The sequence below is a fragment of the Brevibacillus sp. FSL K6-6036 genome (genome assembly GCF_037964015.1).
In the GTDB taxonomy this organism is placed as follows: Bacteria; Bacillota; Bacilli; order Brevibacillales; family Brevibacillaceae; genus Brevibacillus; species Brevibacillus borstelensis.
Genome location: NZ_CP150173.1, coordinates 287,515 through 307,500 on the forward strand (window position 1 = coordinate 287,515; position 19,986 = coordinate 307,500).

Consider the following 19,986-nt stretch of genomic DNA (forward strand, 5'->3'; position numbering starts at 1 on the left):
AGGAGGTACAAAGATGGAAGCTAAAGCAGTTGCTCGCTATATTCGCATTGCCCCTCGCAAAGTTCGCCTGGTGGTTGACTTGATTCGAGGCAAGCAAGTGGGTGAGGCGCTGGCGATCCTGAAACACACGCCGAAAGCGGCTTCTCCGGTAGTGGAGAAACTTCTGAAATCGGCGATCGCTAACGCTGAACACAACTATGAAATGGATCCGAACGGACTCGTTGTTGGAAAAATCTTCGTGGACCAAGGTCCAACACTGAAGCGTTTCCGCCCGCGTGCTATGGGTCGCGCAAGCCGCATCCATAAGCGCACCAGCCACATCACAGTGGTACTAAACGAGAAATAAGGAGGGATTACGTGTGGGTCAAAAGGTAAGCCCGGTTGGTCTTCGTATCGGCATTATCCGCGACTGGGAGTCCAAATGGTACGCTGACAAGGACTTCGCAGCTCTGTTGCACGAAGACCTGAGAATCCGCAAATTTGTAAAAGGGCGTCTGAAAGATGCTGCTGTTTCTACCATTGAAATCGAACGTGCAGCGAACCGCGTAAACGTTACGATTCACACCGCTAAGCCTGGTATGGTAATTGGTAAAGGTGGCTCGGAAGTAGAAGTTCTGCGCAAATCCTTGACCGAACTGACTGGCAAGCGCGTACACATCAACATCAACGAAGTGAAGAAGCCTGATTTGGATGCTACTTTGGTAGCTGAAAATATCGCTCGTCAACTGGAAAACCGTATTTCTTTCCGCCGTGCTCAAAAGCAATCGATTACTCGTTCGCTGCGCGCAGGTGCAAAAGGAATCAAAACTCTGGTCAGCGGTCGTCTTGGCGGAGCTGACATTGCACGTTCCGAAGGTTACAGCGAAGGTACTGTTCCGCTTCATACGCTCCGTGCTGACATCGACTATGGTACAGCCGAAGCACACACCACTTATGGCCGCATCGGCGTAAAAGTGTGGATCTACCGTGGAGAAGTCCTTCCTACGAAGAAGAACGTAGCGACTGAGGAAGGAGGCAAATAAACATGTTGACGCCAAAACGCGTGAAACACCGCAAACAGCACCGCGGAAAAATGGCTGGTAACGCAAAAGGCGGTACTACTGTTGCTTTCGGTGAATTCGGTCTGCAAGCTCTCGAACCGGCTTGGATTACCAACCGTCAAATCGAGGCTGCCCGTATTGCGATGACTCGTTACATCCGCCGTGGCGGTAAAGTATGGATCAAGATTTTCCCTGACAAACCAATTACACAAAAGCCGCTTGAAGTACGGATGGGTTCCGGTAAAGGTTCTCCTGAGTACTGGGTAGCTGTAGTGAAACCTGGCAAGATCATGTTTGAACTTGCTGGCGTATCCGAAGAAGTCGCTCGCGAGGCTATGCGCCTGGCAATGCACAAACTGCCTATTAAGTGCAAGTTCGTGAAGCGGGAAGAAGTGGGTGGTGACGCACATGAAGGCTAATGATTTTCGCAATTTGACCACTGCCGAGATCGAACAAAACGTTAACTCCTTGAAAGAAGAGCTGTTCAACCTTCGCTTCCAGTTGGCTACCGGTCAGCTCGAAATCACATCTCGCATTAAACAAGTGCGTAAGGATATTGCTCGTGCGAAAACCGTCCTGCGCCAAAGAGAATTAGGGATCGGCTAATTACAGGAAGGAGGTTCGAACATGACCGCAGAACGCAAAATGCGTAGAACCATGGTAGGTCGCGTTGTATCCGACAAAATGGATAAAACCATCGTTGTTCTGGTAGAGACCTACAAAAAGCATCCGCTGTACGGTAAACGTGTGAAGTATTCCAAGAAGTTCAAGGCTCACGACGAAAACAACTCTGCGAAAACAGGCGATATCGTGGAAATCATGGAAACTCGCCCGCTGTCTAAAGACAAGTGCTTCCGCTTGGTTCGTATCGTCGAAGAGGCAGTAATCGTATAACTCAGATTTTCGGGTAATTACATCCGAAAGGAGGAACAGTAAATGATCCAAACTCAGACGAGATTGGCTGTTGCTGACAACTCCGGTGCAAAAGAACTCATGTGCATCAAGGTTCTGGGCGGTTCCGGTCGCAAAACGGCGAACATCGGTGATGTTATCGTGTGCTCCGTTAAATCCGCTACACCCGGCGGCGTTGTCAAGAAAGGTCAAGTAGTTAAAGCGGTTGTAGTACGCAGCGTGCGCGGCGTTCGCCGTCAGGATGGTTCTTACATCCGTTTTGATGAAAACGCAGCAGTAATCATTAAAGAGGATAAATCACCTCGTGGTACCCGTATTTTTGGACCGGTAGCACGTGAACTTCGTGAAAAAGACTTCATGAAGATCATCTCCCTGGCTCCTGAGGTAATCTAATTGAACGGAAATACTCTGGTAGTTTGCTCGATAGGAGGTGCACCAAGCGATGCACGTTAAGAAAGGCGACACTGTTATCGTAATAACGGGTAAAGACAAGGGTAAAAAAGGTCGCGTTCTCGCTGCTTACCCGAAGAAAGATCGCGTCCTGGTTGAAGGAATCAACCTGGTGAAAAAACACTCTCGTCCGTCCCAATCCAATCCGCAAGGCGGCATTGTAACTCAAGAAGCACCGATTCATGTATCCAACGTATCTTTGATCGATCCGAAGTCCGGCAAAGCAACACGTATCGGTTACAAGGTACTGGATAACGGTAAAAAAGTTCGGTACGCGAAAAAATCTGGCGAAGTTCTCGACAAGTAGTCAGATCGGAAAGGAGGATGTCCTAGATGGCAGCAAGATTGAAAGAAAAATATACTAGCGAAATCGTGCCTAGCCTGATGAGCAAGTTTGGTTACTCTTCCATCATGCAGGTTCCGAAAGTAGAAAAAATCGTGATCAACATGGGTGTTGGTGAAGCGGTAGGCAACGCCAAGGCTCTGGATTCCGCGGTTGAAGATTTGCAAATTATCGCTGGTCAAAAGCCGGTTGTAACTCGTGCAAAGAACTCCATCGCTGGTTTCAAACTGCGTGAAGGTATGGCAATCGGTGCGAAAGTGACACTGCGCGGTGAGCGTATGTACCACTTCCTCGACAAACTGATGAACGTATCTCTCCCACGTGTACGTGACTTCCGTGGTGTATCTTCGAAAGCTTTCGATGGTCGCGGCAACTACACGCTCGGTCTGAAGGAACAGCTGATCTTCCCTGAGATCGAGTACGATAAAATCGACAAAGTTCGCGGTATGGACATCGTAATCGTCACTTCCGCGAAAACAGACGAAGAAGCTCGTGAATTGCTGACTCAAATGGGTATGCCATTCCGTAAATAAACCCCACAAACAAAGTAAGGAGGGAAGAATGTGGCAAAGAAATCGATGGTTATCAAGCAACAACGGAAACCGAAGTTTGCGGTTCGTGCTTACACCCGTTGTGAGCGCTGCGGACGTCCTCATTCCGTTTTGCGCAAATTTAAACTCTGCCGTATTTGCTTCCGTGAACTTGCTTATAAAGGCCAAATCCCTGGCGTGAAAAAAGCAAGCTGGTAATTTGAAACGGGAAGGAGGTTCTCTCTCATGGTTATGACTGATCCAATCGCTGACATGCTTACGCGCATTCGTAACGCCAACATGGTTCGCCACGAGAAAGTGGAGATCCCGGCGTCCACTATCAAGAAAGAAATTGCTCGCATCCTGAAGGAAGAAGGTTTCATTCGCGATGCTGAGTTCGTTGAAGATAACAAGCAAGGGATCATCCGTGTTTTCCTGAAATACGGTGCGAACAACGAGCGCGTAATCACCGGACTGAAGCGTATCTCCAAGCCAGGTCTGCGCGTATATGCGAAAAACACAGAGATCCCTAAAGTTCTTGGCGGTCTGGGTGTAGCCCTGATCTCTACGTCTGCTGGCGTAATGACCGACAAGCAAGCTCGCCAAGCTCATGTAGGTGGAGAAGTTCTCGCTTACGTTTGGTAATCACAGATTTGAAAAGCACAGGAGGTGCACCACATGTCTCGTGTCGGTAGAAAACCGATCGTGGTCCCTGCAGGCGTTACCCTCACTCTGAACGGTACTGAGCTGACGGTAAAGGGCCCTAAGGGTCAACTCGTTCGTAACTTCCATCCGGATATCAAAATCAATATCAACGATAACGAAGTAGTCGTTGAGCGTCCTAGCGATAACAAGCTTCACCGCTCTCTCCATGGTACGACTCGTGCGCTGGTTGCCAACATGGTAAAAGGCGTATCCGAAGGCTTTACTCGTACACTGGAGCTTGTAGGTGTAGGTTACCGCGCTGCGAAAGCAGGAAAAGGCGTAACTCTTTCTCTCGGTTTCTCTCACCCAGTTGAGGTAACTCCTGAAGAGGGTATTGAAATCGATGTACCAAACCAAACCACTCTGGTGGTTAAAGGTATCGACAAAGAGCGCGTAGGCCAAATCGCGTCTGAAATTCGCTCCCTCCGTAAGCCTGAGCCATACAAAGGCAAAGGGATTAAGTACAGCGACGAAGTTGTTCGCCGCAAAGAGGGTAAAAAAGGTAAATAAGCTTCGTAGTTTTATGAGAAGGGAGGCCGCGTAATGTTTACGAAAGCTGATAAAAACAAAGCTCGGAAAAAACGCCATCTGCGCATTCGCAAGCGTCTGGTCGGCTCTGCTGTACGTCCGCGTCTGAACGTATTCCGTTCTTCCAAGCACATCTATGCTCAACTGATCGATGATGCTACAGGCACTACTTTGGCACAAGCATCCTCTCTGGATAAAGAGCTTGGCCTGAAAAACGGTGCGAATGTAGAAGCAGCGACTGCTGTGGGTACACTGATTGCTAAGCGTGCACAAGAAAAAGGTCTGAATGACGTAATTTTCGACCGTGGTGGATATATTTATCATGGACGCATTAAAGCACTCGCAGAAGCAGCTCGTGAAGCTGGCCTGCAATTCTAACAACAAGGAGGGAAAGGAATGCGTATCGACTCTAGCAAATTGGAGCTGGAAGAAAAAGTAGTCGCCGTTAACCGTGTTGCGAAAACGGTTAAAGGTGGACGTCGCATGAGCTTCAGCGCTCTTGTGGTAGTCGGCGACCGCAACGGTCACGTAGGCGCTGGTATGGGTAAAGCCCAAGAAGTGCCGGACGCGATTCGTAAAGCGATTGACGATGCAAAGAAAAAATTGATCCGTGTACCGATGAAAGGAACGACCATTCCGCACGAAGTACTGTGCCACTTCGGTTCCGGTAAAGTGCTGATTAAACCTGCTTCCGAAGGTACCGGTGTTATTGCTGGCGGACCTGTCCGCGCGGTTCTGGAGCTTGCTGGTGTAGGTGACGTTTTGAGCAAGTCTCTCGGTTCCAACAACCCCATCAACATGGTCAACGCTACGCTGGAAGGCCTCGGCCGTCTGAAAACAGCGGAAGACGTCGCGAAACTGCGCGGTAAGACTGTTGACGAGTTGTTGGGTTAATAAGGAGGGAATGGACATGGCAAAATTGCAAATTACCCTCAAGCGCAGCGTGATCGGCCGCACAGTCGATCAAAAAGATACAGTAAAAGCTCTGGGTCTTCGCAAAATCAACCACACTGTGGTGAAAGAAGATAACGCTGCAATCCGCGGCATGATCTTCAAAGTGAAGCATCTGGTAGAAGTGAAAGAAGTAGAAGCGTAAACGTTGATTTTACACGGTTAGGAGGTGCAAGGAATGAAATTGCATGAACTGAAACCTGCAGAAGGGTCCCGCCATACTCGCAAGCGCCTTGGTCGCGGTATCGGTAGCGGTACTGGTAAAACAGCTGGTAAAGGTCATAAAGGTCAAAACGCTCGTTCCGGCGGCGGTGTTCGTCCTGGATTCGAGGGTGGTCAAAACCCACTGTTCCGTCGACTGCCTAAGCGCGGTTTCACTAACATTAACCGTAAGGAATACGCGGTTGTTAGCTTGGATGCGCTGAATCGTTTTGAAGAAGGCACTGTGGTTACACCTGAACTGTTGAAAGAAACTGGTGTAATCAGCGCTATGCGCGACGGTGTAAAAGTTCTTGCAAACGGTGAACTGACTGTGAAGCTGACTGTGAAAGCTCACAAGTTCTCCAATGCAGCTGCTGAGAAGATCGCTCAAGTCGGTGGAACAACCGAGGTGATCTAATGTTAGGCTCATTAACTAACATTTTTAAGATAGGCGACCTGCGTCGTAAGATATTCTTTACGCTGATGATGCTGGTCGTCTTCCGAATCGGGAGTTTCGTCCCTGCCCCTAACGTGAATGTCGAGTTGTTTCAGCAGAATACGAACCACTTGCTGGGATTGTTGAATACCTTCTCCGGTGGCGCACTGCAAAACTACTCGATTTTTGCAATGGGAATCATGCCGTACATTACGGCATCGATTATCATGCAGCTTCTGTCCATGGATGTTGTGCCTAAGTTTACGCAATGGGCTCGTGAAGGAGAAGTGGGACGCCGCAAAATCGCGACCGTCACGCGCTACTTCACCATTGTGCTTGCTTTGATCCAGTCTGTGGGGATGACGATCGGGTTTAACAACATGGCTCCAGGACTGCTTAACGATACGTCGATTGGCAGTTACGCATTGATCGCACTCACTCTGACAGCAGGAACCTCGTTTCTGATGTGGATGGGTGAACAAATTACAGAGAAGGGTATCGGAAACGGGATTTCGATTATCATCGTTGCTGGTATCGTTGCCAATATTCCTAGTGGGATTACGACAATTTACACGACGCAATTTGGCGACGCTTCTCAGAATCTGTTCTTTTCAATCGTAAAATTGCTGATTGTCCTTTTGGTGATCATCGCTATTATTGTTGGGGTCATCTTTATGCAGCAAGGTGTGCGCAAGATTCCGGTGCAATATGCAAAGCGTGTAGTTGGTCGCAAAATGTACGGTGGTCAATCCACCCACATTCCGCTCAAAATCAACTCTGCTGGTGTAATTCCCGTTATCTTTGCAATCTCGCTCGTAATCTTCCCTTCAACAATCGCGCAGTTCTGGGTAGATGGTTCCGGAACGGGTATCGCCAACTGGATCTACACACATTTCCAACCTAGCGCAGCGCTTGGGATGACGCTATACGCAATCTTGATTATCGGTTTCACGTATTTCTACACTTTTGTACAGATCAACCCTGTACAACTGGCGGAGAATATGAGGAAAAATGGCGGTTACATTCCTGGTATCCGACCCGGTAAAAACACCGAGGTGTACATTACCCGTACGTTGAACCGTCTTACATTGGCTGGCGCCTTGTTCCTGATGACAATTTCCATATTGCCATTCTTCTTCAGTAAGCTGGCCAACCTGCCTCAACAGATCTACATCGGCGGAACTTCTCTGCTGATCGTGATCGGTGTCGCTCTCGACACGATGAAGCAGATCGAAAGCCAGATGATCAAGCGCCATTACCAAGGGTTCATTAAGTAACCGAGGTAGTTGAAAAGCTTTCTGGTCGGGGATACGGCTCCGATTCAGGGTGCGTGAGAAGCTTTTCGGATGGGACGGAGGAATGAACGTGAATATAATCTTGATGGGACTGCCTGGTGCCGGTAAAGGCACACAGGCAGAACGAATCGTAAAAGAGTTTGACATCCCGCATATTTCAACCGGTGACATGTTCCGGGCAGCGGTCAAAAACGAAACGCCGCTCGGACTGAAAGCCAAGTCCTATATGGACCAGGGGCAGCTTGTTCCTGATGAGGTCGTCATCGGAATTGTGCGGGAACGCCTGGCAATGGAAGATTGCGAGAAGGGTTTCCTCCTCGATGGATTCCCGCGTACTGTTCCTCAGGCTGAGGCATTGACGGCGACAGTGAAGGAGCTGGGACGTGAGATTGATCACGTCATCAACATCAATGTTCGCCGTGAGCTTCTGATTGATCGTCTGACCGGCCGCTGGATTTGTCCAGTGTGCGGAGCGAGCTACCACACCATGTTCAATCCTCCGAAAGAGGCAGGAATTTGCGACAAGGATGGCGGCAAGCTCTATCAACGCGATGACGACAAGCTGGAAGTTGTTTCTCAACGCCTCGATGTCAATATTGCCCAAACACAGCTGCTGATCGATTACTACACGGAGCAAGGCCTTCTGCGTAGCATTGACGGCGAGCAGGATATCCAGGTTGTGTTTGAGGAGATTAAGTCTTTGTTGCGAGGGTAAGTGAATGATCATCCTAAAGTCGAAAGCAGAACTTGAGGTTATGCGCGAAGCTGGTCGGATCGTCGCACTCACCCATCAAGAACTGGCTAAGGCGATCAAGCCTGGCGTAACGACAAAGCAACTGGACGAACTCGCCGAAACCTTTATCCGCAGCAAGGGAGCGATTCCATCGTTTAAAGGCTACGGAGGCTTTCCAGGAAGTATCTGTGCTTCAGTCAATGAAGAACTCGTACACGGGATCCCAGGAAAACGGGTGCTGCAAGAAGGGGACATCATCAGCATCGATATTGGAGCTCAGTATCAGGGCTTTCATGGTGACTCTGCTTGGACGTACCCGGTCGGCAATATTGCAGAAGAAGATCAACGTTTGCTGCGAGTGACGGAAGAGTCGTTGTACAAGGGCCTGGAAAAGGCACTACCTGGTGCGCGGCTGTCCGATATTTCCCACGCGATTCAGATCCACGCAGAAGCTGCTGGCTTCACTCTCGTTCGCGAGTATGTGGGGCATGGGATCGGGCAAAACCTGCACGAAGATCCTCAGGTTCCCAACTACGGGCCGCCTGATCGAGGTCCTCGGTTGAAACCGGGAATGGTGTTGGCAATCGAACCAATGGTCAATGCCGGCGAACGTTATGTCCGCACTTTGGAGGACAATTGGACGGTTGTAACAGTGGATCGAAAAAGATGTGCTCACTTTGAACACACCATCGCGATTACGGAAGATGGCTATGAGATTTTTACAAGAGCGTAGCTGAGGCACAACGGTCGCTTCAGGATTGTCGTCCAACGTGTCGACGATAAGTTCGTTCCGTATTTCATATACCAAAAACTCATGGTCTGACTGAAGCTGCAGAAGAAAGGAGAGTGTACGATGGCGAAAGACGATGTAATTGAAGTGGAGGGTACGGTAATCGAACCTTTGCCCAACGCGATGTTTCGGGTAGAATTAGAGAATGGGCACAAAGTGCTCGCTCACGTTTCGGGAAAAATCCGCATGCATTTTATCCGCATTCTGCCAGGGGACAAGGTAACCGTTGAACTGTCGCCTTACGATTTGACTCGCGGACGCATTACGTACCGCTATAAATAACAAAATGCTTCCCAGCGTTTTGTAACCGCAGCGCGGTCTGATTATAGTTTTATGAAAAACGTCTCGACGTTTTTCACTACCCTAAAGAGGGAGGCAAGAACCATGAAAGTGAGACCGTCGGTTAAACCGATTTGCGAAAAATGCAAGGTTATCCGTCGCAAAGGTAACGTAATGGTTATTTGTGAAAACCCAAAGCATAAGCAAAAACAAGGATAAGTAAACAAGGAGGTGCTTTTGACACATGGCACGTATTGCAGGCGTTGACTTGCCTCGCGAAAAACGCGTGGAAATCGCTCTTACCTACATTTTCGGTATCGGCCGTCCCACGTCCCAAAAAATCCTGTCCGCTACCGGTGTTAACGCGGATACTCGCGTTCGTGATCTGACAGAAGAAGAAGTGGCAAAACTGCGTGAGTTCATCGATAAGAACATCAAGGTGGAAGGCGATCTTCGTCGTGAGATCTCCCTGAACATCAAGCGCCTGATGGAAATCGGTTGCTTCCGCGGAATCCGTCATCGTCGTGGCCTGCCTGTTCGCGGCCAACGTTCGAAAACAAATGCACGTACGCGCAAAGGTCCTCGCCGTACTGTAGCAAACAAGAAGAAGTAAAGGAGGGTAATGGGACATGGCGAAAAGAAAACAAGCGACGGCTACTCGTACCCGTCGTCGTGACCGTAAAAACGTTGAAGTCGGCGTAGCACATATCCGTTCTACGTTTAACAACACGATCGTGACTATCACTGATCCGCACGGCAACGCGATCTCTTGGTCCAGTGCCGGTGCCCTCGGCTTCAGAGGCTCCCGCAAGAGCACACCGTTTGCTGCGCAAATGGCTGCAGAATCTGCTGCCCGCGTAGCAATGGAACACGGCATGCGCTCTCTGGAAGTGCTGGTAAAAGGTCCGGGTGCAGGTCGTGAAGCAGCGATCCGTTCCCTGCAAGCAGCAGGTCTGGAAGTTAACATGATTAAAGACGTGACGCCGATTCCGCACAACGGTTGCCGTCCACCAAAACGTCGCCGCGTGTAACGGGTTTATAACGTTCAGAACATGTCCATACTAGAATGGTAAATTCTGATTTTAGCTTGTCATGCACGCAAACGGTAAACCGCCGGGGAAATTCATGAGTGGGCGGAACGCTTGCCCACCCAAGAATTTCGACGTTTTGAAGGAGGGTTTGTTTAATGATAGAAATAGAAAAACCGAAAATCGAGGTTGTGGAAGTAAGCGACGACAACTCGTACGGGAAGTTCGTTGTAGAACCTCTTGAGCGCGGATACGGCACCACTCTTGGCAACTCATTGAGACGGATTCTCCTCTCGTCCTTGCCAGGCGCGGCGGTACGCACCGTTCAGATTGACGGGGTCCTTCACGAGTTCTCTACGATTGAAGGCGTCGTGGAAGATGTAACAGAGATTATTCTCAACATCAAAGGCCTGGCACTTAAGATCCATTCCGATGAAGAAAAAGTCATCGAGATTGACGCTGAGGGCGAAGGCGTAGTCAAGGCGGGAGATATCCGCGCAGACAGTGATGTGGAGATCTTGAACCCTGATCTTCATATTGCAACGTTGGCAAACGGCGGTCGTCTGCACATTCGTATGACAGCTGGACGTGGACGTGGATACGTACAAGCAGATGGAAACAAGTCGGAGGATCTGCCGATTGGCGTGATTCCGATTGATTCGATCTATACGCCCATCAAGCGTGTCAACTATCAAGTGGAGAATACCCGCGTTGGTCAAATGACCAACTATGACAAGTTGACTCTTGAAGTGTGGACGAACGGCAGTATTAGTCCGGAAGAAGCCGTTAGTCTAGGCGCAAAAATCATGACCGAGCACCTCAACCTGTTCGTTGGCTTGACTGACGAGGCGAAGGATGCCGAGATCATGGTAGAGAAGGAAGAGGACAAGAAAGAGAAAGTGCTCGAGATGACAATCGAAGAGCTCGATCTCTCTGTCCGTTCCTACAACTGCTTGAAGCGTGCCGGTATCAACACCGTGCAAGAGCTGACGCAGAAGACCGAAGAGGACATGATGAAAGTGCGCAACCTCGGTCGCAAATCCTTGGAAGAGGTGCAAGAGAAGCTGGCAGAACTCGGCCTCTCTCTTCGCAGCGACGACTAGGGCACCTGCAGCATGTCTGGCAAGAGGCACCCAGTGGGCACTGCAGATCTCGCTCGACCTAAGCAGCAGAATCGACGTAGTGCTCGCGAGTAAGAAGCACCCGAGGGCACTGCAGATCTCGCTCGACCTAAGCAGCAAATCGACGTAGTGCTCGCGAGTAAGAAGGAGGTAAGAACATGGCATACCGTAAATTGGGTCGTCGCAGCTCTGCTCGCAAAGCGCTGTTCCGTGATCTGGTAACTGACTTGATCATCAACGAGCGCATCGAGACGACTGAGATGAAAGCGAAAGAACTGCGTTCCATCGCTGATCAAATGATCACGCTGGCAAAACGCGGTGACCTGCATGCACGCCGTCAGGTAGCTGCTTTCGTTCGTAAAGAAGTAGCTACAGAAGAAGGCCGCGATGCGGTTCAAAAGCTGTTTGATGACATCGCTCCTCGTTACAAAGAGCGCAATGGTGGATACACTCGTGTCCTGAAGACAGGTCCTCGTCGTGGGGATGCTGCTCCGATGGCTTACATCGAATTGGTGTAATATATCTGATCAAATCCGGGTTGTGTAAAAAGGCTATCTTTTTAGACAACCTGAAAAAGGGTGGGGGCAGACTCTGGTCTTGGGACTGGACTCTGATTCGTGCCCTTTTTCTTTATTTGTTTGTAAATCCCCTGTTTTAGCTGGGAGGATGTGGACACCTGATGACGGAGGAACGCCTACTGGCATTGCAAGAAGTCTCATTTGCCTACGAAGGCGAAGGAGGCCAAAAAGAAACGGTGCTGAATCGCATCAACCTTGATATTCACAAAGGGGCCTTTGTATCCGTTCTCGGGCATAACGGTTCAGGGAAGTCGACGCTGGCCAAGCTGATGAACGCACTATTGCTGCCGAAAGAGGGAACTGTTCTCGTTACCGGTATTGATACGCGTGACGGCGAGCTGATTTGGGAGGTTCGCCGGCATGTCGGCATGGTTTTTCAAAATCCGGACAACCAAATCGTTGGAGCAACGGTTGAGGACGATGTGGCGTTCGGTTTGGAAAACATGGGAACAGACCCTGCCGAGATGCGTACACGCATTCGGGAGTCGCTGCAAGCGGTCGGCATGGAAGCGCATCTGTATGACCAGCCGCATCGCTTGTCCGGGGGGCAAAAGCAGCGTGTCGCGATAGCCGGCATCATGGCGATGCGGCCCTCTGTTCTTATTCTGGATGAAGCGACAGCGATGCTTGACCCAATGGGGAGACGAGAGGTGTTGAATCTGGCCCGCCGTCTCAATCGGGAAGAGGGAATAACGGTTGTGAACATCACTCATTTTCCGGAGGAAGCAGTCTTCTCCGATCGGGTTATCGTCATGCGGGCCGGTCAGGTGGAATGGGATGGTACTGCAGCCGAGGTATTTGCTGATCCGGACCGGTTGCAGGCGTTGGGGCTCGATGTCCCGTTTGCCGTTCGTGTTCGTCATGCATTGGCCGCGGAAGGTGTATCCCTGCCGTTCATCCTGCACCAAGAGGAGCTGGTGGAGCACTTATGCAAATTACTTTTGAAGAGGTAAGTCATGTGTACGGGGTGGGTACACCATTTGAACGCCTCGCGCTGCAGGATGTTTCCATAAACATTCCATCCGGCTCTTTTGTGGGGATCATCGGACAGACTGGCTCGGGAAAATCCACGTTGATTCAGCATGTCAACGGTTTGCTTCAGCCGACGAAAGGAACAATCAGGCTGGGCGACGTTACGGTGACACCGACTCGAAAGCTGCCGCACGAAAGCAGACGCAACATAGGACTTGTTTTTCAGTACCCCGAGCATCAGTTGTTTGAGGAGACTGTCGCCAAAGACGTGGCTTTCGGGCCGCTGAACTTTGACATGCCTCCAGAGATGGCAGAGCTGCGGGTACGTGAAGCTTTGGAGATTGTCGGACTGGATTACCAGGAGATGAAGGATCGTTCCCCGTTTCTCTTGAGCGGCGGTCAAATGCGGCGTGTAGCTATAGCCGGTGTCCTGGCGATGCAGCCCAAAGTGTTGATATTGGACGAGCCGACAGCAGGACTCGACCCGGCGGGGAGAAAAGCGATTTTGGAGGCCATTTATCGCATTCACCGCGAGCAGTCGCTGACGACCTTGCTGGTGACGCACAGTATGGAGGAAGCCGCTCGTTATGCCGATCGGCTGATCGTCATGGCAGGAGGCAAGGTAATGCTGGAGGGAAAGCCTGATGAGGTATTTGCGCAGGCGGATACTCTTCGCGAGCTCGCTTTGGATGTGCCGGAAACGGTCTCCCTGATTTCACAGTTGAACAGGAAGCTGCCGGAAGAACAGCGCCTTCCATCTTCGGTTTACCGGGAAGAAGAACTGATCAGTCATCTGCTGGCACGGATTTCGGACCGAGGGGAGCGGTGACAGATGCTGCAAAATATTGCGATCGGGCAATACGTTCCGGGAACCTCATTTCTCCATCGGGCTGATCCGCGGAGCAAGATGCTGTTTATCATTCTGTTTGCCATCCTGGTCTTTCTGGCCAACAACGTGATCACCTACGCGATCTTGATTGCCTTTACGGTCATGACTGTAATGCTCTCACGCTTGTCGCTTGCCTATATTTTGAAAAGTTTGCGGCCTGTTTGGATCCTGGTCTTGTTTACCGTCATTCTTCACGTGTTGATTACCAAAGGCGGAGAGGTCTACTTTCAGTGGGGCTGGTTTTCCATTGAGGAGAAGGGCGTCACCCAAGCGATCTTTATCTCGCTTCGGGTCAGCCTGTTGGTGCTGGTAAGTTCGTTGTTGACGCTGACGACCTCGCCGATCGATCTGACGGAAGGGCTGGAGCGCTTGCTTGGCCCGTTTGGACGAATAGGCGTGCCGGTTCACGAAATTGCACTTATGATGTCTATTGCACTGAGGTTTATTCCCACGCTTATGGAAGAGACGGACAAGATCATCAAGGCGCAGACAGCACGCGGCGCAAATTTCACCAGCGGCAATTTGATCCGGCGTGCACAAAATTTGATACCGATCGTGATTCCTTTGTTTATCAGCGCTTTCAGGCGTGCCGAGGAGCTGGCTTTGGCCATGGAGGCGCGGGGGTATCGCGGCGGTGTTGGACGAACGAGACTGCGGACGTTGACGATGAGCTGGCGAGACGGCTCGATCGCCCTCGCTGCATGCGTCTTGCTGCTCGTGATCGGATGGTGGCGTACATGAGGCGGTTAAAGTGTGTGGTCGCTTATGACGGTACAGATTTCAGCGGCTTTCAGGTACAGCCGGATCAGGTCACGATCCAGGGGGAAATCGAGGCTGCCCTGCACCGGCTTACGGGGGAGACGATCCAGATTTCCGGTTCCGGCCGGACAGATGCTGGCGTCCATGCCCGCGGCCAAGTTTTTCACTTTGATACAAAAAGCGGCATTCCGCTGGACAAATGGCGGTTTGTTCTGAACAATCAGCTTCCGGATTCCATAGTGATACGATCCGTCGAAGAAGTATCATCGGAGTTCCATGCCCGCTTTGATGTCAAGGTCAAGGAGTACCGTTACTGCATCGACAACGGTGCTGTCCCGGATGTATTTCGCCACCGCTATGCCGATCATATCCGCTCTCCCCTGGATGTGGAAGCGATGCGCCAGGCTGCCCGGCATCTTGTCGGCAGGCACGACTTTACTTCCTTCTGCTCAGCCAAGACCGTTGTGGAAGACAAGGTGCGAACGGTGTACGATGTGAGGGTCGAGTCTGAAGGACAGGTGATCTGGGTGATTTGCAGGGGGAACGGCTTTCTGTACAACATGGTGCGCATTATCGTCGGAACCTTGGTAGAGGTAGGCCAAGGAAAGCGCCATCCAGATGAGCTGCGGACCATTTTGCTCGGGCGGAATCGCGAGCTTGCGGGGAAAACAGCCCCGGCCAAGGGTCTTACCATGTGGGAGGTTTCCTACGAGGAATAATGGTCTTTTTTGCGGATGATGATCCCGTAAAAAAACAGCCGTGCCAATGTTTAACATGCATGAGGGCACTTGACTCAAGAACTTCTATGTAGTACGATATTCCTTGGTATTTTCATACCCGCCTAGCCCCACTCTAGCCCCGGGATTGAAAAACAAGTTCGTTTTTTTTTGAAACACCTGGAGAAGTTGCTCTCCGTTACAAGACAGCTTTTCCAAACTGATTTTCCATGATTGTAAATGGATGTGTAAGATATTTAGGAGGGACAAACATGCGTACCACATATATGGCGAAACCGCTCGAAGTCGAGCGTAAATGGTACATCGTTGACGCAGAAGGTCAAACGCTTGGCCGTCTGGCTAGCGAAGTTGCTTCCATTCTGCGCGGCAAATTGAAACCGGAATTCACTCCGCACGTTGATGCTGGTGATTTCGTAATCGTAATCAACGCTGACAAAGTCAAGCTTTCCGGCAACAAGCTGCAAGACAAGAAATACTACTCCCACTCCCTCTATCCGGGTGGTCTGAAAGTAACCTCTGCAGGTGAAATGTTGAAAAACAAGCCAGCCCGCATGTTTGAAATCGCTGTTAAGGGCATGCTGCCTAAAAACAGCCTGGGACGTCAAATGTTCTCCAAGCTGAAAGTGTACGCTGGTACTGACCATCCACACGCAGCTCAAAAACCAGAAGTATGGCAAATCCGCGGTTAAGGTAAAGGGAGGAAAGACACGTGGCACAAGTACAATACTACGGCACAGGTCGTCGTAAGCACTCCGTCGCACGCGTTCGCCTGGTTCCAGGTGAAGGTCGCATCGTGATCAACAAGCGTGATATGGACACTTATTTTGGTCTGGAAACACTGAAACTGATCGTAAAACAACCACTCGTACTGACTGAAACACTGGGTCGTTACGACGTATTGGTTAACGTTAAAGGTGGCGGTACCACTGGTCAAGCTGGTGCGATCCGTCATGGCGTATCCCGCGCTCTCCTGAAGGCAGATCCGGAACTGCGTGGCGCTCTGAAACGCGCTGGCTTCCTGACTCGCGACCCTCGTATGAAAGAGCGTAAAAAATACGGTCTCAAAGCTGCTCGTCGCGCTCCTCAATTCTCCAAGCGCTAAGAGAGGCTTTATGCAAAACCCCTTGTTCTTTGTGTATGCAAAGGCAGGGGGTTTTTGTTTTTTCGCCAACGGATCTATTGTAGGGACGGATCAAGGTTTGGTTTATTGGGTAAGCGAACTCGAACAAGCCGTCATATTTGCGGCCCTTTGTCCATAAGATGAAACGAGAATGGACAAAGGGGACGGTGCAAGGTGGCTCGAAAAGTAACGGGATACATCTTATCATTTCTTCTGCTCGTGCTGTTGCTCACCTATGAAGCACCAGATCGTTCCTCCTGGACGACCTGGTCATTGCCCTTGGCAGGGACAGTCATCGCCATCGATCCTGGACATGGAGGAAAAGACGGCGGAGCTGTTTCGTCAGATGGCAGTGTCATCGAGAAAGAAGTGACATTGGCAATCAGTCTGTACTTGCGTGATTTTCTCCTGCAGTCAGGGGCGCACGTCATTATGACGCGGGAAGAGGACAAGGATCTGGCTTCCCCTGAGGCAGAACGGCTGCGGAAACGAAAATCAGAGGATATCCGAAACAGGGTCAAGTTTGTCAACGACAATTCCCCTGACTTTTTGGTAAGCGTTCATGTAAACTCGATTCCATCGCCAAAGTGGAAGGGGGCCCAGACGTTTTACTATCCTGCTTTCAAAAAGAGCGAGGAAATTTCCTACCTCATTCAGGATGAGATCAAGCGGGTACTAGAGAATACGGACCGGGTGCCGAGCAAAACGGACGACGTATTTTTGATACGCGAGGTAGATTGTCCCGCTGTATTGGTGGAGGTTGGTTTTGTCAGCAATGAGGCGGAAGCTAAACGCCTGCGCTCGGTTGATTACCAAAAGGCTATGGCCAATGCGATTTATCAAGGGATACTGCGGCATTACGCCGGGGAAAAGCCGCCGACTGCACCGTGATCAGCGTTTCCTTGCTGACGGTCTGACTGTTGCAATTTCGAAACACCCGCAGCCGTGTATGGTCCCGTCGGATATGCTATAATGGACGCGCATACCCTAAAGAGCTTCTGTTTACGTTTGTATCATATAAGATAGAGGTGGACGCGATGTTGACCAAAGAAAGCGTGCTGGAAGCGCTTCGTGATGTAAAAGACCCGGAAATCAACCGCAGCCTGGTCGAATTAAATATGATTCGGGACATCCAGATCGAGGGAGAAACTGTCAGTTTGACCGTTGTTCTCACGATTTCCGGCTGTCCGTTGAAAGCCAAAATCGAACAAGACGTGATTGCTGCCGTCAAAGAGCTGGGTGCCAAAGAAGTCCGTCTGCAATTCGGTTCCATGACCGATGAAGAACGTGCAGCGTTAAGCGCACAGTTGCGCGGAGGACAGGCGTCATCTCCGTCACCGGCAGGACAAGCGCCTGTTCTCAATCCGATTTTGGCAAAAGACTCGATGACCACGTTTATTGCCATCACCTCCGGAAAAGGGGGAGTGGGCAAATCGACGGTCACCGTCAACCTGGCCGTCTCGCTGGCGCGTTTAGGCAAAAAAGTCGGGATTATTGACGCCGATATTTACGGGTTCAGCGTGCCTGACATGATGAACATTGAGCAACGCCCAACTGTTATTGGCGAGACGATCCTGCCCGTCGACAAGTTTGGGGTAAAGGTCATGTCGATGGGATTCTTCGTGGAGGACAATTCCCCGATCATCTGGCGTGGACCGATGCTGGGCAAAATGTTGCGGAACTTCTTTACAGAAGTCCATTGGGGCGAAGACCTCGATTATCTCTTGCTTGATTTGCCTCCGGGTACGGGCGATATGGCCCTTGACGTCCATACCATGATCCCGCAAAGCAAGGAAATCGTTGTGACGACTCCGCATGCTACCGCTGCCTTCGTGGCCGCCCGTGCCGGCGCCATGGCGAAGAAGACGGGGCATGAAATTCTCGGTGTCGTCGAAAACATGGCATGGTATGAGGCGAAGGACGGTTCCAAGGAATACGTATTCGGCAGAGGCGGAGGAGCCAAGCTCGCCGAGACGCTTGCTACGGAATTGCTGGCGCAAATTCCGCTCGGTCAGCCGGAAAATCATCCAGCCGAGGCTGACTATTCTCCATCCGTTTACCGGCAGGATTCGGCGATTGGAAGCATTTATATGGATATGGCAAAGCTTGTGGCCGAGAAATGTGAAGCCACTGTCAATCAATAAACGCAACTATGGAAAAAGGTGGGCTCTTATTGGAGCTCACCTTTTTTATTACGATTGACCGCCGCCGCCGCTTTCGCCGCCACTTCCACCGCCACCACCGCCGCCTTCGCCCTGACCGCCTTTTTTCTGTCCTTTTTTCGCTTCTTTCGGCTGCATCATGTCTTCGGTGGCTTTTGTCATCAATTTCATGAGCTCTTCCTGGAACAGCGGGCTCTGCAGGGATTCCTTCATAATTTGCATGGTCTGCTTGCGATAGGCGGAGCTTCTCATCATTTCCATCAGATTTTTTTCAAATTCCGGGTCTTTCATTACGCTGATCAGCATTTTTTGATACTCGGGATCCTTCATCAGGTCTTTCATCAATGTTTTATGCTCATTTTTCATCGACTTAGCCAGGGTGCTGGCAAACTTCGGGTCTTTGAAGGCTTCTTTGATATGCCGGTTTTCCGGGTTGGTAATGCTTTGGATCAGCGTTGTCTTCACGGTTGACTCGTCCATGATGAGGTTCTGTGTAAATTTGTCGTCCTTCATCATTTTCGCAACGGAGTTTTTGGCCTCTTCCGTTTGCAGGATGTCGAGCACCATATCCTTTACACTCTTATAATCAGGCTGTGCCGGGCCCTGGGCTTGCCCTCCGTTGCCGCAGCTTGTCATGATCAGGCTGACCGCCAGCAACAGCCACAAAGAAACACTTTTCTTCCACATGAGGCGGTTACCCTCCTTTACCCTGTCTAATGAGTAACGTGCGCATTTTGTTTTGTTCTTACGCTAGTATTTTCTTGCATGGGTTGGTACAATCATAAGCGATGCAGATTGGAGGGACGTTCGGTGAGCTTGCGCAAGTACGGCTGGCTGTTTTTTACTACGTTGCTGCTTGGTGGATTGGGCGGCATTGTGGTAGGTCTTATCTTTGCTTCCGATAAATTGCTGGAAGGCACAATGGCCAACTTTTTTATGGGAACCTTTATGCAAATGCTGTATGGGATGACGATCAGCATTGTGGCTCAAATGGGCCTCTTTGCTTATATGACGATCAGTTACTTTGCCAGAGGACTTTTCAAGAACCCAGGCTTGTGGAAAAATATACAGATTTTCCTGGTGCTGTTCGCGTTTTTCGATATGGTTTACTTGCGGTATACGATGCTGGGAGAAGGAAAAGGGATATCGGAATTTTTCGTTGAGCCCATTCTCTTGCTCGTGATTGCCGTTGTAACGGCATATGCAAAGGCGAAGCTGACGAATCATAGCGCCTGGGTGCCGACATTGTTCTTTATGTTTGTTTTTTCTGCCATCGAGTGGATTCCAGCTCTCAAACAGCATAATTTTTATGCCACGATGTCGATGCTGGTTCCCTTATTGTTCTGCAATGTCTGGCAAGTCATGCAACTTCATCGAGTGGTAAAATAGGAAAAGCTGACCGGATCTGGTCAGCTTTTTCAATTAAC

General features: G+C 50.4%; 35 protein-coding genes (1 of these 35 only partly in view). 33 read left to right on the forward strand and 2 right to left on the reverse strand.

Annotated elements, in window-relative coordinates:
- The first annotated feature begins 13 nt into the window (after positions 1-13).
- The 32 genes from rplV (at position 14) to NST37_RS01745 (ending at position 18,541) form a co-directional block, all read left to right on the forward strand.
- Entirely contained in the window at positions 14-346 is a 333-nt protein-coding gene (gene rplV / locus NST37_RS01590) for a 50S ribosomal protein L22 (RefSeq protein ID WP_003391974.1), read from the forward strand.
- Positions 347-359: 13 nt separating this feature from the next.
- Positions 360-1,022, forward strand: coding sequence for a 30S ribosomal protein S3 (gene rpsC, locus NST37_RS01595; protein WP_003391972.1), 663 nt, complete (start codon positions 360-362; stop codon positions 1,020-1,022).
- A gap of 2 nt (positions 1,023-1,024) precedes the next feature.
- Positions 1,025-1,459, forward strand: a complete 435-nt coding sequence (gene rplP, locus NST37_RS01600) for a 50S ribosomal protein L16 (protein ID WP_003391969.1) — start codon at positions 1,025-1,027, stop codon at positions 1,457-1,459.
- A complete protein-coding gene (gene rpmC, locus NST37_RS01605) occupies positions 1,449-1,646 on the forward strand; it encodes a 50S ribosomal protein L29 (protein ID WP_003391966.1) in 198 nt (65 codons plus the stop codon). Before rplP ends, rpmC begins: the two co-directional genes overlap by 11 nt.
- Before the next feature lie 21 nt (positions 1,647-1,667).
- Positions 1,668-1,934 (forward strand): 30S ribosomal protein S17, encoded by a 267-nt coding sequence (gene rpsQ, locus NST37_RS01610; protein ID WP_003391964.1) that lies wholly within the window; start codon positions 1,668-1,670, stop codon positions 1,932-1,934.
- A gap of 42 nt (positions 1,935-1,976) precedes the next feature.
- Positions 1,977-2,345 carry a 50S ribosomal protein L14 gene (gene rplN / locus NST37_RS01615; RefSeq protein ID WP_003391962.1) on the forward strand — a complete coding sequence of 123 codons (369 nt, stop codon included), beginning with the start codon at positions 1,977-1,979 and terminating at the stop codon, positions 2,343-2,345.
- A 49-nt stretch (positions 2,346-2,394) separates the two neighbouring features.
- Positions 2,395-2,709: a 50S ribosomal protein L24 gene (gene rplX / locus NST37_RS01620; protein ID WP_003391959.1), complete on the forward strand. Its 315-nt coding sequence runs from the start codon at positions 2,395-2,397 to the stop codon at positions 2,707-2,709.
- 26 nt (positions 2,710-2,735) lie between these two features.
- Complete coding sequence (gene rplE / locus NST37_RS01625) at positions 2,736-3,278, forward strand: 50S ribosomal protein L5 (protein ID WP_003391957.1); 543 nt, start codon at positions 2,736-2,738, stop codon at positions 3,276-3,278.
- A 30-nt stretch (positions 3,279-3,308) separates the two neighbouring features.
- Entirely contained in the window at positions 3,309-3,494 is a 186-nt protein-coding gene (locus NST37_RS01630; protein WP_003391955.1) for a type Z 30S ribosomal protein S14, read from the forward strand.
- Between the two features lie 27 nt (positions 3,495-3,521).
- Positions 3,522-3,920 (forward strand): 30S ribosomal protein S8, encoded by a 399-nt coding sequence (gene rpsH, locus NST37_RS01635; RefSeq protein WP_003391953.1) that lies wholly within the window; start codon positions 3,522-3,524, stop codon positions 3,918-3,920.
- Between the two features lie 33 nt (positions 3,921-3,953).
- A complete protein-coding gene (gene rplF, locus NST37_RS01640; protein ID WP_003391950.1) occupies positions 3,954-4,490 on the forward strand; it encodes a 50S ribosomal protein L6 in 537 nt (178 codons plus the stop codon).
- Positions 4,491-4,523: 33 nt separating this feature from the next.
- Positions 4,524-4,886 carry a 50S ribosomal protein L18 gene (rplR, locus tag NST37_RS01645; RefSeq protein ID WP_003391949.1) on the forward strand — a complete coding sequence of 121 codons (363 nt, stop codon included), beginning with the start codon at positions 4,524-4,526 and terminating at the stop codon, positions 4,884-4,886.
- Between the two features lie 18 nt (positions 4,887-4,904).
- On the forward strand, positions 4,905-5,402 hold the full coding sequence (gene rpsE, locus NST37_RS01650; protein WP_003391947.1) for a 30S ribosomal protein S5: 498 nt from the start codon (positions 4,905-4,907) through the stop codon (positions 5,400-5,402).
- A 16-nt stretch (positions 5,403-5,418) separates the two neighbouring features.
- Entirely contained in the window at positions 5,419-5,604 is a 186-nt protein-coding gene (gene rpmD, locus NST37_RS01655) for a 50S ribosomal protein L30 (RefSeq protein WP_003391945.1), read from the forward strand.
- Positions 5,605-5,637: 33 nt separating this feature from the next.
- Positions 5,638-6,078: a 50S ribosomal protein L15 gene (gene rplO, locus NST37_RS01660; RefSeq protein WP_003391943.1), complete on the forward strand. Its 441-nt coding sequence runs from the start codon at positions 5,638-5,640 to the stop codon at positions 6,076-6,078.
- Positions 6,078-7,373, forward strand: coding sequence for a preprotein translocase subunit SecY (gene secY, locus NST37_RS01665; protein ID WP_003391941.1), 1,296 nt, complete (start codon positions 6,078-6,080; stop codon positions 7,371-7,373). Before rplO ends, secY begins: the two co-directional genes overlap by 1 nt.
- Before the next feature lie 88 nt (positions 7,374-7,461).
- Positions 7,462-8,106, forward strand: coding sequence for an adenylate kinase (locus tag NST37_RS01670; RefSeq protein ID WP_003391939.1), 645 nt, complete (start codon positions 7,462-7,464; stop codon positions 8,104-8,106).
- A gap of 4 nt (positions 8,107-8,110) precedes the next feature.
- A complete protein-coding gene (gene map, locus NST37_RS01675; protein WP_003391937.1) occupies positions 8,111-8,857 on the forward strand; it encodes a type I methionyl aminopeptidase in 747 nt (248 codons plus the stop codon).
- A 120-nt stretch (positions 8,858-8,977) separates the two neighbouring features.
- Positions 8,978-9,196 (forward strand): translation initiation factor IF-1, encoded by a 219-nt coding sequence (gene infA, locus NST37_RS01680; protein WP_003333772.1) that lies wholly within the window; start codon positions 8,978-8,980, stop codon positions 9,194-9,196.
- Positions 9,197-9,298: 102 nt separating this feature from the next.
- Positions 9,299-9,412 carry a 50S ribosomal protein L36 gene (rpmJ, locus tag NST37_RS01685; RefSeq protein WP_003333770.1) on the forward strand — a complete coding sequence of 38 codons (114 nt, stop codon included), beginning with the start codon at positions 9,299-9,301 and terminating at the stop codon, positions 9,410-9,412.
- 25 nt (positions 9,413-9,437) lie between these two features.
- Positions 9,438-9,806, forward strand: a complete 369-nt coding sequence (rpsM, locus tag NST37_RS01690) for a 30S ribosomal protein S13 (protein WP_003391935.1) — start codon at positions 9,438-9,440, stop codon at positions 9,804-9,806.
- Positions 9,807-9,822: 16 nt separating this feature from the next.
- Positions 9,823-10,224 (forward strand): 30S ribosomal protein S11, encoded by a 402-nt coding sequence (gene rpsK, locus NST37_RS01695; protein WP_003391933.1) that lies wholly within the window; start codon positions 9,823-9,825, stop codon positions 10,222-10,224.
- A 155-nt stretch (positions 10,225-10,379) separates the two neighbouring features.
- On the forward strand, positions 10,380-11,324 hold the full coding sequence (locus NST37_RS01700; protein WP_003391931.1) for a DNA-directed RNA polymerase subunit alpha: 945 nt from the start codon (positions 10,380-10,382) through the stop codon (positions 11,322-11,324).
- Positions 11,325-11,500: 176 nt separating this feature from the next.
- Positions 11,501-11,860 carry a 50S ribosomal protein L17 gene (gene rplQ, locus NST37_RS01705; RefSeq protein ID WP_003391928.1) on the forward strand — a complete coding sequence of 120 codons (360 nt, stop codon included), beginning with the start codon at positions 11,501-11,503 and terminating at the stop codon, positions 11,858-11,860.
- 161 nt (positions 11,861-12,021) lie between these two features.
- The gene (locus NST37_RS01710; protein ID WP_003391923.1) at positions 12,022-12,873 is read left to right on the forward strand and encodes an energy-coupling factor transporter ATPase; all 852 of its coding nucleotides are present in this window, start codon (positions 12,022-12,024) and stop codon (positions 12,871-12,873) included.
- On the forward strand, positions 12,849-13,721 hold the full coding sequence (locus NST37_RS01715; protein ID WP_024984054.1) for an energy-coupling factor transporter ATPase: 873 nt from the start codon (positions 12,849-12,851) through the stop codon (positions 13,719-13,721). The genes NST37_RS01710 and NST37_RS01715 overlap by 25 nt, the downstream gene beginning before the upstream one ends.
- Before the next feature lie 3 nt (positions 13,722-13,724).
- Positions 13,725-14,522 carry an energy-coupling factor transporter transmembrane component T gene (locus NST37_RS01720; RefSeq protein ID WP_003391919.1) on the forward strand — a complete coding sequence of 266 codons (798 nt, stop codon included), beginning with the start codon at positions 13,725-13,727 and terminating at the stop codon, positions 14,520-14,522.
- Complete coding sequence (gene truA / locus NST37_RS01725; protein ID WP_031932700.1) at positions 14,519-15,259, forward strand: tRNA pseudouridine(38-40) synthase TruA; 741 nt, start codon at positions 14,519-14,521, stop codon at positions 15,257-15,259. The genes NST37_RS01720 and truA overlap by 4 nt, the downstream gene beginning before the upstream one ends.
- Before the next feature lie 269 nt (positions 15,260-15,528).
- Complete coding sequence (gene rplM / locus NST37_RS01730) at positions 15,529-15,966, forward strand: 50S ribosomal protein L13 (protein WP_003391915.1); 438 nt, start codon at positions 15,529-15,531, stop codon at positions 15,964-15,966.
- Between the two features lie 20 nt (positions 15,967-15,986).
- Positions 15,987-16,379, forward strand: a complete 393-nt coding sequence (gene rpsI / locus NST37_RS01735; protein WP_003391912.1) for a 30S ribosomal protein S9 — start codon at positions 15,987-15,989, stop codon at positions 16,377-16,379.
- A gap of 192 nt (positions 16,380-16,571) precedes the next feature.
- Complete coding sequence (gene cwlD / locus NST37_RS01740) at positions 16,572-17,288, forward strand: N-acetylmuramoyl-L-alanine amidase CwlD (RefSeq protein ID WP_003391909.1); 717 nt, start codon at positions 16,572-16,574, stop codon at positions 17,286-17,288.
- A gap of 146 nt (positions 17,289-17,434) precedes the next feature.
- Positions 17,435-18,541 (forward strand): P-loop NTPase, encoded by a 1,107-nt coding sequence (locus NST37_RS01745; protein ID WP_003391906.1) that lies wholly within the window; start codon positions 17,435-17,437, stop codon positions 18,539-18,541.
- A gap of 48 nt (positions 18,542-18,589) precedes the next feature.
- On the opposite strand, the gene gerD is transcribed toward NST37_RS01745, so the two are convergent.
- Complete coding sequence (gene gerD / locus NST37_RS01750) at positions 18,590-19,246, reverse strand: spore germination lipoprotein GerD (protein WP_003391903.1); 657 nt, start codon at positions 19,244-19,246, stop codon at positions 18,590-18,592.
- Positions 19,247-19,369: 123 nt separating this feature from the next.
- Here gerD and NST37_RS01755 point away from each other — a divergent pair, with 123 nt between their 5' ends.
- Positions 19,370-19,948, forward strand: a complete 579-nt coding sequence (locus tag NST37_RS01755) for a KinB-signaling pathway activation protein (RefSeq protein WP_003391900.1) — start codon at positions 19,370-19,372, stop codon at positions 19,946-19,948.
- 29 nt (positions 19,949-19,977) lie between these two features.
- On the opposite strand, the gene pdaB is transcribed toward NST37_RS01755, so the two are convergent.
- On the reverse strand, positions 19,978-19,986 hold the final stretch of the coding sequence (gene pdaB / locus NST37_RS01760) for a polysaccharide deacetylase family sporulation protein PdaB (RefSeq protein ID WP_003391897.1). 756 nt of this gene lie beyond the right edge of the window; the window shows 9 of its 765 coding nt (coding positions 757-765); the start codon falls outside the window, past its right edge; the stop codon is at positions 19,978-19,980.

Bases quoted from the DNA above. Each gene is read 5' to 3' on its own strand.
- NST37_RS01700 (WP_003391931.1), top strand. From the start codon at position 10,380: ATGATAGAAATAGAAAAACCGAAAATCGAGGTTGTGGAAGTAAGCGAC.
- rplO (WP_003391943.1), top strand. From the start codon at position 5,638: ATGAAATTGCATGAACTGAAACCTGCAGAAGGGTCCCGCCATACTCGC.
- rplQ (WP_003391928.1), top strand. From the start codon at position 11,501: ATGGCATACCGTAAATTGGGTCGTCGCAGCTCTGCTCGCAAAGCGCTG.
- rplR (WP_003391949.1), top strand. From the start codon at position 4,524: ATGTTTACGAAAGCTGATAAAAACAAAGCTCGGAAAAAACGCCATCTG.
- gerD (WP_003391903.1), bottom strand. From the start codon at position 19,246: ATGTGGAAGAAAAGTGTTTCTTTGTGGCTGTTGCTGGCGGTCAGCCTG.
- rpmC (WP_003391966.1), top strand. From the start codon at position 1,449: ATGAAGGCTAATGATTTTCGCAATTTGACCACTGCCGAGATCGAACAA.
- rpsQ (WP_003391964.1), top strand. From the start codon at position 1,668: ATGACCGCAGAACGCAAAATGCGTAGAACCATGGTAGGTCGCGTTGTA.
- rplV (WP_003391974.1), top strand. From the start codon at position 14: ATGGAAGCTAAAGCAGTTGCTCGCTATATTCGCATTGCCCCTCGCAAA.
- NST37_RS01720 (WP_003391919.1), top strand. From the start codon at position 13,725: ATGCTGCAAAATATTGCGATCGGGCAATACGTTCCGGGAACCTCATTT.
- rplM (WP_003391915.1), top strand. From the start codon at position 15,529: ATGCGTACCACATATATGGCGAAACCGCTCGAAGTCGAGCGTAAATGG.
- rpmD (WP_003391945.1), top strand. From the start codon at position 5,419: ATGGCAAAATTGCAAATTACCCTCAAGCGCAGCGTGATCGGCCGCACA.
- rplE (WP_003391957.1), top strand. From the start codon at position 2,736: ATGGCAGCAAGATTGAAAGAAAAATATACTAGCGAAATCGTGCCTAGC.
- NST37_RS01710 (WP_003391923.1), top strand. From the start codon at position 12,022: ATGACGGAGGAACGCCTACTGGCATTGCAAGAAGTCTCATTTGCCTAC.
- map (WP_003391937.1), top strand. From the start codon at position 8,111: ATGATCATCCTAAAGTCGAAAGCAGAACTTGAGGTTATGCGCGAAGCT.
- rplF (WP_003391950.1), top strand. From the start codon at position 3,954: ATGTCTCGTGTCGGTAGAAAACCGATCGTGGTCCCTGCAGGCGTTACC.
- rplN (WP_003391962.1), top strand. From the start codon at position 1,977: ATGATCCAAACTCAGACGAGATTGGCTGTTGCTGACAACTCCGGTGCA.
- secY (WP_003391941.1), top strand. From the start codon at position 6,078: ATGTTAGGCTCATTAACTAACATTTTTAAGATAGGCGACCTGCGTCGT.
- NST37_RS01715 (WP_024984054.1), top strand. From the start codon at position 12,849: ATGCAAATTACTTTTGAAGAGGTAAGTCATGTGTACGGGGTGGGTACA.
- rplP (WP_003391969.1), top strand. From the start codon at position 1,025: ATGTTGACGCCAAAACGCGTGAAACACCGCAAACAGCACCGCGGAAAA.
- rpsM (WP_003391935.1), top strand. From the start codon at position 9,438: ATGGCACGTATTGCAGGCGTTGACTTGCCTCGCGAAAAACGCGTGGAA.
- rpsH (WP_003391953.1), top strand. From the start codon at position 3,522: ATGGTTATGACTGATCCAATCGCTGACATGCTTACGCGCATTCGTAAC.
- rpsK (WP_003391933.1), top strand. From the start codon at position 9,823: ATGGCGAAAAGAAAACAAGCGACGGCTACTCGTACCCGTCGTCGTGAC.
- infA (WP_003333772.1), top strand. From the start codon at position 8,978: ATGGCGAAAGACGATGTAATTGAAGTGGAGGGTACGGTAATCGAACCT.
- NST37_RS01745 (WP_003391906.1), top strand. From the start codon at position 17,435: ATGTTGACCAAAGAAAGCGTGCTGGAAGCGCTTCGTGATGTAAAAGAC.
- truA (WP_031932700.1), top strand. From the start codon at position 14,519: ATGAGGCGGTTAAAGTGTGTGGTCGCTTATGACGGTACAGATTTCAGC.
- rpsE (WP_003391947.1), top strand. From the start codon at position 4,905: ATGCGTATCGACTCTAGCAAATTGGAGCTGGAAGAAAAAGTAGTCGCC.
- rpmJ (WP_003333770.1), top strand. From the start codon at position 9,299: ATGAAAGTGAGACCGTCGGTTAAACCGATTTGCGAAAAATGCAAGGTT.
- rplX (WP_003391959.1), top strand. From the start codon at position 2,395: ATGCACGTTAAGAAAGGCGACACTGTTATCGTAATAACGGGTAAAGAC.